General features: G+C 63.7%; 11 protein-coding genes and 2 pseudogenes. 6 read left to right on the top strand and 7 right to left on the bottom strand.

Going from position 1 to position 11,931, the window contains the following annotated elements; translation table 11 throughout:
* Nucleotides 1–44 precede the first annotated feature (44 nt).
* Nucleotides 45–665, top strand: a complete 621-nt coding sequence (locus tag AB0323_RS00800) for an SDR family oxidoreductase (RefSeq protein WP_366175864.1) — start codon at nt 45–47, stop codon at nt 663–665.
* Nucleotides 666–671: 6 nt separating this feature from the next.
* Nucleotides 672–1,790: a helix-turn-helix domain-containing protein gene (locus tag AB0323_RS00805; protein ID WP_366175705.1), complete on the top strand. Its 1,119-nt coding sequence runs from the start codon at nt 672–674 to the stop codon at nt 1,788–1,790.
* 30 nt (nt 1,791–1,820) lie between these two features.
* Here the strand turns inward: AB0323_RS00805 and AB0323_RS00810 are convergent, their stop codons facing one another.
* The 4 genes from AB0323_RS00810 to AB0323_RS00825 all read right to left on the bottom strand — a co-directional run bounded on the left by AB0323_RS00810 (nt 1,821) and on the right by AB0323_RS00825 (nt 6,107).
* Nucleotides 1,821–2,942: an alcohol dehydrogenase catalytic domain-containing protein gene (locus AB0323_RS00810; RefSeq protein ID WP_366175706.1), complete on the bottom strand. Its 1,122-nt coding sequence runs from the start codon at nt 2,940–2,942 to the stop codon at nt 1,821–1,823.
* Nucleotides 2,943–2,989: 47 nt separating this feature from the next.
* The gene (locus tag AB0323_RS00815) at nt 2,990–3,841 is read right to left on the bottom strand and encodes a fumarylacetoacetate hydrolase family protein (protein ID WP_366175707.1); all 852 of its coding nucleotides are present in this window, start codon (nt 3,839–3,841) and stop codon (nt 2,990–2,992) included.
* Between the two features lie 129 nt (nt 3,842–3,970).
* Nucleotides 3,971–5,209 carry a mandelate racemase/muconate lactonizing enzyme family protein gene (locus AB0323_RS00820; protein ID WP_366175708.1) on the bottom strand — a complete coding sequence of 413 codons (1,239 nt, stop codon included), beginning with the start codon at nt 5,207–5,209 and terminating at the stop codon, nt 3,971–3,973.
* A gap of 49 nt (nt 5,210–5,258) precedes the next feature.
* Entirely contained in the window at nt 5,259–6,107 is an 849-nt protein-coding gene (locus AB0323_RS00825) for an alpha/beta hydrolase (RefSeq protein WP_366175709.1), read from the bottom strand.
* A 231-nt stretch (nt 6,108–6,338) separates the two neighbouring features.
* Here AB0323_RS00825 and AB0323_RS00830 point away from each other — a divergent pair, with 231 nt between their 5' ends.
* The 3 genes from AB0323_RS00830 to AB0323_RS00840 all read left to right on the top strand — a co-directional run bounded on the left by AB0323_RS00830 (nt 6,339) and on the right by AB0323_RS00840 (nt 8,026).
* Nucleotides 6,339–7,091 carry an alpha/beta hydrolase gene (locus AB0323_RS00830; protein WP_366175710.1) on the top strand — a complete coding sequence of 251 codons (753 nt, stop codon included), beginning with the start codon at nt 6,339–6,341 and terminating at the stop codon, nt 7,089–7,091.
* 213 nt (nt 7,092–7,304) lie between these two features.
* Nucleotides 7,305–7,715, top strand: a complete 411-nt coding sequence (locus tag AB0323_RS00835) for an ROK family protein (protein WP_366175865.1) — start codon at nt 7,305–7,307, stop codon at nt 7,713–7,715.
* Between the two features lie 50 nt (nt 7,716–7,765).
* Nucleotides 7,766–8,026: a hypothetical protein gene (locus tag AB0323_RS00840; protein ID WP_366175866.1), complete on the top strand. Its 261-nt coding sequence runs from the start codon at nt 7,766–7,768 to the stop codon at nt 8,024–8,026.
* Here AB0323_RS00840 and AB0323_RS00845 read toward each other — a convergent pair.
* Complete coding sequence (locus AB0323_RS00845) at nt 8,019–9,254, bottom strand: IS256 family transposase (RefSeq protein WP_366175867.1); 1,236 nt, start codon at nt 9,252–9,254, stop codon at nt 8,019–8,021. The genes AB0323_RS00840 and AB0323_RS00845 overlap by 8 nt on opposite strands.
* A gap of 195 nt (nt 9,255–9,449) precedes the next feature.
* On the opposite strand from AB0323_RS00845, the pseudogene AB0323_RS00850 reads away from it, so the two are divergent.
* Nucleotides 9,450–9,730, top strand: a pseudogene (locus AB0323_RS00850) (IS3 family transposase); the annotation flags it as partial.
* A gap of 20 nt (nt 9,731–9,750) precedes the next feature.
* On the opposite strand, the pseudogene AB0323_RS00855 reads toward AB0323_RS00850, so the two are convergent.
* Nucleotides 9,751–10,797, bottom strand: a pseudogene (locus AB0323_RS00855) (IS110 family transposase).
* Between the two features lie 107 nt (nt 10,798–10,904).
* Nucleotides 10,905–11,624 (bottom strand): hypothetical protein, encoded by a 720-nt coding sequence (locus AB0323_RS00860; RefSeq protein ID WP_366175711.1) that lies wholly within the window; start codon nt 11,622–11,624, stop codon nt 10,905–10,907.
* Between the last annotated feature and the right edge of the window lie 307 nt (nt 11,625–11,931).

Raw genomic sequence — 11,931 nt, forward strand, 5'->3', positions numbered from 1 at the left:
CTGGGAGCGTGAGCTCGATGCCGGAGTTAACATTGTTCCCCCCAATGTCGGCCCGGCGGCGGGGCGGCTCCGTCGTCATCACCAGCTCGTATGCGGGCCCGAACGCTATTCCCAGCACGGGAGCCTACGTCGTCTCCAAACACGGAACTGTAGAACTGATGCGGGCTTTTGCAGCCGAGCTCGCCCCCCGCTTGCTCGATACACCCTTCCCACGTGCTCACGCCAGTGATCGACAACTAGGCCGAGTATGGCCTTCTCGCGGGGCGTGCCGGCTACGGCCACGAAGTGCTCGAAGAAGCCGGATACCAGATGCACGCTCTTCGGTGCCGCGGCTCGAGAGGACATCACCAACGCTGTCCTCTGAATTATCTCTGACGAAGCACGACCCGTCACCGGGATCTCGCTCCCGGTGGATGCTGGCGCACCCCTCGCATTCAAAGCATCACATCTGCCGCGGGAGTAATCAAGCTGCGGTGAGGGTGCGGTCTTGTGACTGCTCTGTACGAGGGCGCACCCTTTTCGGCGTTCAGGACGCGAGCAGTCCACCGCACACGGTCCCATGTCCGGCGGGCAGTGTTGTGCGGGCCGACTATTCTTGTCGCAAGACACAAGCGAGTGCCCCGTGTGTATTCGGTGGGGCGCAACGACATCTAGCGGGGAGGTAGCAACTGGTGCTGCAGCAGGAGGTTTGTGCGGCGGTCCAAGTGGCTCTGGCCGAGTCCGTGAAAAACACGACCAGGATGATCCGAGCCGAGGTACCCGAATATGCCGTCGTTGACGTGGACGAGCATACCGAGCGAACGTTTCGGAACCAGACGCAGCTGCTGCGTTTGTTGGCCGATGGTCGGGAACCGGGTGAGACCGATCTGCGAGCGGCGGCGGACCTGGGTCGGTTGCGGTCGTCTCAGGGCATCGCGGTGGAGTCCGTGATTGCTGCGTACAACGTCGGCAACCAAGAACTGTGGCGTCTCCTGTGCGAGGCTGCGGGAGCGGACAGCGAGGTGTTGGTTAAGCTCGCAACCCGGCTGCTGCACGCGGTCGAGGTGATCACATCGGAGATGGCGGCCGCGCACACTTCGTATGCGCGGGTTCGACAGGCGCAAGATGTCTCGCTGCGGCACCGATTGGTGGAGTTGTTGTCAAGGGAGACGGTGGCAGCCGAGGCGCGGGATATCGTCGCGGTTCTGGGCGCGGATCCGGACGGATCTTTCCGGGCGATGCGTATCGCGCCAGCACAGATCGACGACGACTCCACCCAGAAGCTGGCGCGCGCCCTCGGCACCCGCGCGATCGTGGCTGATTCCCACGAGACCACGGTGCTCTCCCAAGGCCTCACCGAAGAAGAACTCCAGGCCGCCGCCGAACGGTGGACCCCGGGACGCCGTGTGGGCATTGGGCTCGGCCATGGAGGGTTGGAGGGTGCGCACCGGTCGCTGTCAGAGGCGCGGATGAGCCTGGCGACCGCGACGGATCGGACATTGGTGCAGAGCTTCGAGCGGGACTGGTTGTGGGCGACCGTGGTGGCTGCCCGCTCGTCGCTGGAGCCGATTGTGGCGGTGCAGCGCACCACGGTGGAGCAGAACCCTCATCTGGTGGAGACCCTGGAGGCGTTCATGACGACGGGGTTCTCAATGGCGAAGACCGCGCAGCTCCTGCATCTGCACGCCAATAGTGTGGCTTACCGGCTGGACCGGTGGTACGAATTGACTGGGTGGGATCCGCGCACGTTCGCAGGCCTCTGCCAATCACTGCTCGCGATTGCTCTGCTTGCCGACGCGAAGGACAGTTGAGCAGCGACACCACGCGTTTCGCGCCGGGGGTCAGGCCGGGACTGTGTCTGTGAGGCTGATGATCTGCCGCAGCTGCGATCCGTCGGCGAGGTGGTCCATGGCCTCGTTGATCTGATCGAGGTTGATCACGGAGCTGACGAGCTTCTCCACAGGGAGGCGGCCTTCGCGCCACATCTGCGCGAAAATGGGGATGTCGCGAGCCGGGATGGCGGAGCCGAGGTAGCTGCCGACAACGGTGCGGCCCTCAGCGACCAGGCTGAGCGGGGCGAAGGGTATGGTGTCGTCTGCGCGGGGCAGCCCGACGGTGGCGGTTGTGCCACCGGGAGCGGTCCACCGGTAGGCGGATGCGAACACGGACGCGCGGCCGGCGGCCTCGATCGTGCAGGTCACGCGGAGGCTACGCTGATCAGCTTGGTCGGGGGTGAGGGTTTCGTGTACACCTAGGGCGGTGGCGGCGGCGAGTTTGGAGGGGAGTGGGTCGATGCCGATGACGTGCACGTCGGGGTGAGCGAGGGCGACGAGCGCGGCGGCAAGACCAACCCCGCCGAGGCCGACGATCGCGATGCTGCTTCCGGGGGTAGGGCGGGCGGCGTTGAGGACCGCGCCGCCACCGGTGAGGACAGCGCAGCCCAGCAACGCCGCGACGTGTGACGGGATGTCGTCGTCGACGGGGACGATGGAGCGACGGTCCACCACAGCGTGGGTCGCGAACGCAGACACTCCCAGATGGTGGGCGACGCGGTCGCCGTTCTCGTGCAGGCGTCGCCCGCCGTCGAGCAGCTGACCCGCCTCGTTCGCAGCGGAGCCTCGCAGGCAGGGGGCCTTCCCGTCGGTTGCGCATCCGGCGCATTGGCCGCAGCGGGGGAGGAATGTCATCACCACCTGCGCTCCCGGGGCCAGGTCCGTGACCTCCTCGCCGGTGAAGACGACCCGGCCGGCGGCCTCATGGCCGAGCAGCATGGGGACGGGCCTCGATCGGTTGCCGTCCACGACAGACAGGTCGGAATGACAGACCCCGGCAGCGTCCAGGGCGACCAAGACCTCGTGCGGACCGGGTGCGTCGAGCTCGAGTTGGGCCACCCGGAGGGGTCGTGAGGTGCCGAACGGGGCGGGAGCTCCGATGGTATCCAGGATCGCGCCTCGAATCTTCATTGTCGGCCTTTCATTGTCGAGGGAAGTGGGGATGGCCGCTGGGCCTGTTAGGACGTCGCGGCGGTGAAGCGTTGGGTGAGCGCGCCGATGTTCTCGATGCGGCTGGTCAGCACGTCTCCGGGTTGCAACCACCGTTGCGGCTTTCGACCCATCCCGACGCCGGCAGGGGTGCCGGTGAGGATCAGGTCGCCGGGATACAGGGTGAGCACGGCGGAGAGCCGGGAGATCAACGCGGGGACGGGAAAAATCAGATCACTGGTGCGGGAATTCTGCACCGTCTCATCGTTAATTGCACAGCTGAGGCCGAGGTCGTCCGGGTCGTCGAACTCGTCAATGCTGACGACCATGGGGCCGACCGGTGTGAAGTTTGGGTAGGACTTGCCGAGGCTGAACTGGGGGGCGGGGCCAATGTGCTGCAGGATGCGCTCTGAGAGGTCCTGTACAGCGGTCAGACCTGCCACATGCAGCCATGCGTCATGTTGGTGAATTTGGTGTGCGGGCTTCCCGATCACGACGCCGAGTTCGATCTCCCAGTCGGTGTGTCCATTCGGCGGCAGCTCCACGACCCCTTCTGGCCCCGTCAGGGAGCTGACGAACTTCGTGAAGATCGGCGGCAGGTCCTTCGGGGCGGCGAGGCCGGTCTCTTCGGCGTGCTCTCGGTAGTTCAAACCCACCGCGATCACCTGTCGGGGCGACGGTACCGGGTTGTCCAATCTCGTCGTTTCTAGTGGAAGTCCGCCGTCGAGTTGGGCGGATGCTGCCCAACTGCGCACTTCACCCCAGGCCCCGTACACCGCTTGCAGGTCGGGTCCGAACTGCCCGCCGCTGGCGCCTTCTAGATCGAACACCTGCCCGTCGGCCACGATCTGCGCGCGGCCCTTCAGATTTGCGATACGCACTGTTGTTTATCTTCCTGCTTGGTTCGTGGGTGTTCCTATGATCGCGATGGCGCCCGGCCAGGGCCGCCCCCTTGGTTCTGTGGCCCAACGGGGCGGTCGGTCCATAGCCGGGCCCACGCCTTGCGTCAGCTATGGTTGGTTGTGACCGGGTTGCTGGGGGGGCGCGTCCAGGTTGCCCCATAGTCGGGTGTCCGGTGTAGGCGCCCAAGCGCGGGCGAGGTCCTCATTGAGGTTGTAGCCTAGCCCGGGTCTAGTGGACGGGTGCGCGTACCCGTCGCACCATTGGATCGGCTCGTCCAGTAGGTCGGCGTGCGGGCCGGTGAACCGGCCCATGCCCTCTGTGATGAGCAGGTTAGGCACTGTCGCCCCGAACTGCACCGATGCGGCACACACTAGGGGGCCGCCGTACACGTGCGGAGCGATCTTGATGTAGTTCGCTTCCGCGATCGCCGCGATCTTCCTCCCCTCCAACAGGCCCACCTGGCTCAGGTCCGGGTTGACGATGCTGACCGCTTCATCCCGAATCAACCGGGCGAAATCCCACTTGGACAGCAGCCGCTCCCCAGACGTGATCGGGATTGACGTCGCCTTCGCGACCTTCGCCATCTCGCTGGTCAACTCCGGGGGGACAGGCTCTTCGAGCCACATCGGCCGGAACGGCTCCAGCCGTTTCGCGACCTCGATCGCACCACCGGCGGTCATCTGCCCGTGCGTGCCGATGATCACCCCGACCTGGCCGACCCGGACGCGGATGCGCTCCACCGTCGCTACGGCGTGATCCAGGGTCTCCTGCGACCAGTGCACGGGCAACGGCTGCCCGTCGTGGGTGTCACTGCCGAACAGCAGCGGGAACGGGTCCAGTTTCAGGGCGGTGAAGCCCTGATCGACGAGCTCTGCGGCACGCTCGGCGACCGCGTCGGAGTCCTGCCAGAATTCGAACCCGAGGTGCTGCTTGTCCGCAGGCGCGCTGATGTAACTGTAGGTGCGGACCTTCTCTCGGAACCGGCCCCCCAAAAGCTCCGGCAGTGACAGCTTGGCGGCCTTTCCCATGATGTCCCAGCACGCCATCTCCAGTCCGGCGTAGATCGCTGCCTTCGTCAACTCCCCATTGTGGCTGACCGCGCTGTTGTAGCACTTGTGATAAAGGTACTCCAGACGCGTGGGGTCTTCTCCGAGGAAGAAGTCCTCCGCGAACTGTTCAACTACCCGCACGAGCGTGTCCGGTCGCAGATACGTCTGCACGGTGAACATCTCCCCATATCCTGACACCCCTGCATCCGTGTCCAGACGCACGAACAACCACACCGGACCGCCGACATGCGGAGTTGGGTTAGCAACCGGGAATACCTCTATACCAGTGACCCGCATCCGTCAGTCCTCCCGTCCGATTCGGCCGGGCAAGGCCCGCCGGCGTGGCTCATGCCGCCAGGAACAGGCGGACCTGCTCGGCGAACTCGGCGTCATGCTGGAACAAGAACGCGTGACCAGCGTCGCTGTACAGCAGCAGTGTGGCGTTCGGAAGGTTCTCCACTGCGACCACGGATGCCCGGGAATCGATCATCACATCGTGCACACCGTTGGCGTACAGCACCGGCTGGGTGATTTTGGACAGCTGCTCCAGGACGGGCTCGAAAGGCTGGCTGAACAGCGCCCCGATCGCCTGGAACTGTCCTGCAGCCGTCTCGGATGACGCCAACTTCGGCACGCCGCGGGTATTGATGTTACGCAGATGCCGATCACCGGCTGCGACGCCCTCCTTGGTGCGCGGGTAGAAGAGGAACTTCAGATCTTCGTCGCTGGCTTCGTCCTTCACCATGATGGCCTCGACTTCGGGCGGGTTCGTGGCCCGTACCTCGGGCACTGAGCCGGGTGGCTGGCTGCCGGCGACGATCAGGCGACGCACCAGGTTCGGGTGGCGGAAGACGACCAGCTGAGAGATCACCCCGCCCAGCGACCAGCCCAGTAAGTCCACCTGCTCGAGCTTAAGCATCCCAATGAACTCCGCCGCTCCGTCCGCATAGTCCTCCACCGTCGTCAGCGGCTCACCTGACGAGTACCCGACGCCGATGTTGTCGAACAGAATCACATCGTGGTCCTTTGCCAGGTACTCGAGGAACTCCGGGTCCCACCAGTCGATCGTTCCCCGGAAACGGTGAAGCAGCACCAACGGGACCCCGCCTCGCGGCCCGAAACGACGATAAGTAAAGTTCGCGGACGTCCCCTGGACGGTCTCGTTCGGGGCGCTATCGGCGACAAACGTGGTCATGAAATCTCTCCGTTCTTCGGCTCGGAACACCGGACGTCCAAATACGAGGCGCCGTCGCCGAACCTGTAAACAACGATACTGTCGCATCTCACAGCACACCCCCATGTCAGCCACAAAAATCCGGGGTTCTAGCGAGGGCTTTCCTGTTGATTCCACAGATTTGGCGGAAAATAGTAGGAAAATCCAACTCGAGGATAGCCAGGCGGCAGTTCGCTGCTCTAACGTCGCGTTATGACTGTTGTAATGGTGCACGGAAACTTGGAAACCCCCGCCATCTGGGAACCGATGCGGGAACATTTGTCTACCCGCGAAATCGTCCCGCTCTCACCTCCAGGATTCGGCGCTCCTGTGCCAGCTAGCTTCGGCGGTACGTGGGTCGACTACCGAGAATGGCTCATCCATGAACTGGAGCAGATCGCGGAGCCCGTCCATCTGTTCGGTCATGATTGGGGCGGGGGTCACGTCATGAATGTGGCGATGATCCGGCCCGACCTCCTGAAGAGTTGGGCAAGTGATACACTCGGAACGTTGGCTGACGACTTTGCCTGGCACAACCTTGCCCAACTCTGGAGGGACCCCGTTGAGGGCCCAAAAGCCGTTGACGAATTGATGGGCGGTACCCTCGAAGACCGTACACGACGCCTCCTGCCATTCGGGATTCCCGAGGCGACGGCAGCGAAAATCGCTCAGGCTATGGGCCCGGAAATGGGGCGCAGCCTCCTCGCCCTCTACGGCTCCGCCGGCCCGGAAGCGCTCATCGAAATGCGAGAAGGCCTCTCCAACGCAGGCGCTCGGCCCGGCCTGTCCATTCACGCCACTGAGGACCACGACCTTGGAACGATGAGCGGTCGTCACCGTGCTGCCGGGATCGCGCGCGCGATCACGGTGGATCTGCCCGGACGCCATCACTGGTGGATGTTGGAAGACCCGACCCAGGCAGCGTCGATTCTCGAGAGGTTCTGGGAGTCAATCGACGTCCCCTAGCCTCGTCCCGTGTCAGTCCGGCGGTCATCGGTGAGGTCTCTACGGCACCGATGCTCATTTAGTTCTCCAAGTGACGCGACGTAATTATCGGATGGATTTTCCACTGATTCCCCCAAGATATTTCCTTTAGGTGCAATATAGCCTGAACGGGCCGCGCTCTCCTCTTCCGAAGCCGCATCAGGATATAAGTCAGGCTGTCCAAAGCCGAGCCGGATATGGGTCGACAACGACGTAAACCTCATGACTCTCGGCGAGTGGACCCAGGGGCAAAACAACGACCGACGCGACATGCTCTTCCTAAAGGTAGGAACCAGAGTCGGCTCCGGACTCATCATGCACGGACGCCTTCTCCGAGGCGAACGAGGAGCCGACGGAGACATCGGCAATACCCACATCACTAACGACTCCAAACGACTCTGCCGGGGCGGCAAACCCGGGTGCCTTGAAGCAGTCGCCGGCGGCTGGGCACTTCTCATCGAAGCGACACAAAGTGCCCAAGAGAGCCGCACACTCCACTCGGCCATCAGTAAACGTGGACATCTGACACTAGGTGACATCGGTCAGGCCGTCATCGCGAACGACCCCCTGACCATCAAATTGATCGACCAGCGCGCCAAGCAATAGCGGAGGTCGCAGCCAACCTCGTCAACTTCTGCAACCCCAAACGACTCGTCATCGGAGGCGGTGCACTCCGTACAGGCTCCCGATTCCTCAAAGTCGTGGAAAGAACCATCATGGAGCGCTGCACCGATCTTGTGGCCGCAAGCCTTGAAATACGAGCCGCCTCCCTCAACCACCTAGAAGGTGTCACAGGCGCAGCCCTCCTCGCAGCTGAAAGCCTTCTCGACCCAGCAACCCTCACCCTGTGGGTCGTAGAAGGCACTCCGCTCGGCCACGCAGCAGTACTGCAACGTCACGCGGCCGCCTTCAACTAAAGACGGCGAAGGTGATAGCGAACGCGTTCGCTGCAGGCTTCCACCTCATCATCCAGCGTGCCCGACCGCCGCCGGTTGGATCAAGAGACCTGGTGACCAGATACAGGCATTTCAGGGCAGCGGTCTCGTTCGGAAAGTGCCCGCGTGCCCTCACTGCCCTCCGGTAGCGGGCGTTGATCGACTCGATCGCGTTCGTTGTGCAGATCACCCGCCTGATCTCCACGTCGTACTCCAGGAACGGCACGAACTCGGCCCAGGAGGACTCCCAGAGCCGCACGATCGCCGGGTATTGTTGGCCCCATTCGGCGGTGAACTCCGCGAACCGGTCCTTCGCCGCTTGCTCAGACGGGGCCGTGTAAACCGGTTTGAGTGCCTTGACGATGCCCTCGCGGTGCTGGCGTCCGGCGTAGCGGAAACTGTTGCGGATCAAGTGCACGATGCACTGCTGCACCACCGTCCGCTCCCACGTGGTCGTGATCGCCTCCGGCAGGCCCTTGAGCCCGTCGCAGACAGCGATCAACACATCTTCCACCCCCCGGTTCTTCAGCTCGGAGAATACCTGCAGCCAGAACCGGGCACCCTCGCCGCCGTCGCCGGCCCAGATGCCCAGGATCTCCCGCTTACCGTTCACGGTGACGCCCATGACGACGTAGAACGGGGTGTTGCGCACCTGCCCGCCACGGACCTTGACCACGATCGCGTCAACGAAGAGCACCGGATAGATCGGATCCAAAGGTCGGGCCGACCATTCGGCCAATTCCCCGGCGACCTTCTCCGTGATGCGGCTGATGGTGTCTTTGGAGACCTTGGCCCCGTAGACCTCCTCGAAGTGCGCGGCGATTTCCCCGGTGGTCAGCCCCCGGGCGGAAAGCGAGAGGACGATCTGGTCGATCCCGTCCAGGCGCCGTTTCCGCTTGGGCACGATCACCGGCTCGAACGAGCCGTCCCGATCCCGGGGCACCTCAATCTCGACCGGGCCGATCTCGGTCAGCACGGTCTTGGACCTGGTGCCGTTGCGCATGTTGGCTGCAATCGGCGTCTGGCCATGCTCGTGCCCGAGATGCTCGGTCAGCTCGGCTTCCAGCGCAGTCTCCAGCACAATCCTCGTGAGCTGGTTCAGCAGCCCGCCCGGGCCCACCAGGCTCACGCCCTGCTCCTTGGCCTGCGCGAGCAACCGCTCCGCAAGCTCCTTCTGATCGATGATCTCTCCCGTCACAGGATCGATCATCACCCCTGTCATCGCGGTCGTGGACTCAGACACGGCCGTCTCCTTTCGGATCAGGCCGGACCCACACACCGTTATTCCCAGTCCCGGGCAGCGGCCTCGTTCGGAAAGTGCCCGCGGGCCCTCACGGCCGGGACTGCCCCCGGTTTTGTTGACTCCTTGACCTAGCGAGCTTGTGCTCGTGGAAGGATGTTGACCATGCTCACGGCTTATGGGGCGGAGTTCCGCCAGGATGTTATTGATGTGGCCCGCAAGGGCGAGGCGCCGCTGGCGCAGATTGCGAAGGATTTCGGACTATCGGTCACGACCTTGAAACGCTGGAACGCCATCGCCGAGCGCAAGGAAACCGGGGCCGGCCCGGCGGCGGCGGAGTCTGCCGAGGTGTGCGGGAACTGAAGAAGCGGGACCGCCTTTTGGAGCAGGAGAATGAGATTCTGCGTCGGGCTGCGGCCTATCTGGCCAGGGACATCAACCCAAAATGACTCTTCTATGGGTTCTGTCAAGCCATGATGGTTTCGAGTTGCCGGAAGATGGAGCGGCAGACATAGCGTTTGAGGTTCCGGCGGATTTCGCGGTTTGATTTGCCTGTTGCCCGGCTGCGGGCGACGTAGTTCTTGGTTTCGGTGTCGAAGCTCATGCGGGTGCGGACGATGACGTCAAAGGCCCGGTTGAGCTGGCGGTCACCGGAGCGGTTGAGTCGGTGTCGTGTGGTGTTGCCTGAGGACGCCGGGCGCGGTGCGACGCCTCCGAGTGCGGCGAAGGCTGCTTCTGAGCGGATGCGGCCGTGGTGAGAGTAGGCGCATGTGATGATGGCTGCTGTAACGGGTCCGACCCCGGAGATGGCTTGAAGTCCCGGGGCCAATTCTTCGGTGAGCTGTGCCAAGGCTTTATGGTTTTCGTTGAGCCGGCTGGTGAGGTCTTTGACTGCCAGGGCGAGTCGTTTGGCTTCGGCGCGGGCGATCTGGATCACGGGGTCGGTACTGTTTGAGTTCCGCCAGGCAGCAATGGCCGTGATCTGTGCGTCCCACAGGGATGAACGGGCGTCCATTCCGAGATCTGTGCCGCAGAGGAGGGCCGTGAGGACATTGCGGTTGGCGGTGCGTTGGTGATCCAGCAGGGACCGGGACGCCAGCAGTATCCTGATCGCGGCGCGGGTTCCTGCAGCGCGTGGCTCCATCACTTGGTCTTTTGGGCGGCCGAGGACAGAACGGGCGGCGGCTTCGGCATCGATCTGATCCGATTTGCCCGTGTGGGAACGTGATGAGCGGGTTGGCGGCCGGACCTCGCCGACCTCGATGTCAGCGGCAAGCAGGACCTGGGTGACGGCCCCCGTAGGAGGACGTGCCCTCGACGGCCGCGAAGACCTTTTGTCCGCCTGTGCGCCGCCGGATCCAGTTGACCGCACGGTCCATTCCTGCGGAGGTGGTCGGGAAGGCCGCGGTGTCGACCACTGCGCCTGTGGGGCATGAACAACGGTGAAAGTGTGTGTGCGGGCGTGGGTGTCGACTCCGACGACGAAATCGAACTCCTCAGGGATGATCGCCATAGTGCGTTCTCCTTACATTTGAACCGGACAGGTGGCAGGGGCCTGCCTGCCGAGCGGGATGAGCGTTTGGCGTCCTCCTCCCCGGTAGACGGGACCAGGTGGTGGGATCACCTGTGTGATCGGTCGGCGCGCAGCAGCTCGACCGGCGTGCCGAGCTCGCTCTCAAACTGGAAGGCGAGCGTCGCAGGGTGACCGTGAGCGCGCAAGGCGTTGATTGCGCCCTGCGCGACGTCCCCGACTCGCTTGATCTCCTTGCGTAGCTCGACCAGCTCATCGAATCGCTCGACGTTCTCAGCACCGCACCAGTCCCTCAGCACTTCACGGATCGGCGCGGAAAATTCGCGATCTACCTCCTCAGAGATTTCGGGTGAGATATGGTCGTCCCCTCGTCCCCCAGACTGATACTCACCGTGGATCGCGGCGTATCGCGCCTTCCTCTCCTCGGCCTGCACCCGCTGGAGGATCTTCTCCGCGTTCTGCTCAGCTACGGTGCGGGCGACGAGTTCGGTAGCCGGCCATGGCGCGATCACAGCCCCGTCCTCAATGAACGCCTCCGGGTGGTCGGTCAGCTGTTCGGCCCGAAGGCCAAGCCGTGACGCCAGCACCTCTGGCTCCTTGATCGAGGCGAGCTCGGAGTCCACGTACCCCTCCAAGATCTCGCTGGCAGCGTATTCCCGAGGATCCTCTCGGTCCGGGCCGACGGCGCTCACAAGGGCCCAGCGCCCTTCACGCGCCTCGAATTCTGCAGCTTGGCTCCACAGCACCTTGAGGCGGGCCGGCGGGACCCATTCCTCTTTGCCCTCGAACTCGTCAGCGACTAAGCGCACCAGGAGCCGCGCTGGCTTCTGTGCCCCCTGTCGCATGACGCGCACTTCCACCAAGGGGTCGACACCTCGGGCGCGGTAGGCCCATGACTCACCGGGTTCCATACGGTGATCATCCCCCACCATGCCCGGCCGAGCCAGCAGTCAGGACTGCTAATCACTCCTGCACATGCAGGAACGCCGGTGTGCACCTCAAGACGGCAGCATTCCAGAGGTGAAGCGCTGTAGGGCAGCTTTCCTCGAAGCCACGGCGTCAACGCCGGCTATCGGACGTCGATGTACGATTTGCTCTCAGAATATCGGCCAGAAT

The organism is Arthrobacter sp. NPDC080031 (genome assembly GCF_040702485.1).
In the GTDB taxonomy this organism is placed as follows: domain Bacteria; phylum Actinomycetota; class Actinomycetes; order Actinomycetales; family Micrococcaceae; genus Arthrobacter.

Coding starts and splice junctions, on each gene's coding strand:
- AB0323_RS00810 (WP_366175706.1), bottom strand. CDS start 2,942: ATGAAGATTCGAGGCGCGATCCTGGATACCATCGGAGCTCCCGCCCCG.
- AB0323_RS00830 (WP_366175710.1), top strand. CDS start 6,339: ATGACTGTTGTAATGGTGCACGGAAACTTGGAAACCCCCGCCATCTGG.
- AB0323_RS00825 (WP_366175709.1), bottom strand. CDS start 6,107: ATGACCACGTTTGTCGCCGATAGCGCCCCGAACGAGACCGTCCAGGGG.
- AB0323_RS00800 (WP_366175864.1), top strand. CDS start 45: ATGTCGGCCCGGCGGCGGGGCGGCTCCGTCGTCATCACCAGCTCGTAT.
- AB0323_RS00845 (WP_366175867.1), bottom strand. CDS start 9,254: ATGATCGATCCTGTGACGGGAGAGATCATCGATCAGAAGGAGCTTGCG.
- AB0323_RS00820 (WP_366175708.1), bottom strand. CDS start 5,209: ATGCGGGTCACTGGTATAGAGGTATTCCCGGTTGCTAACCCAACTCCG.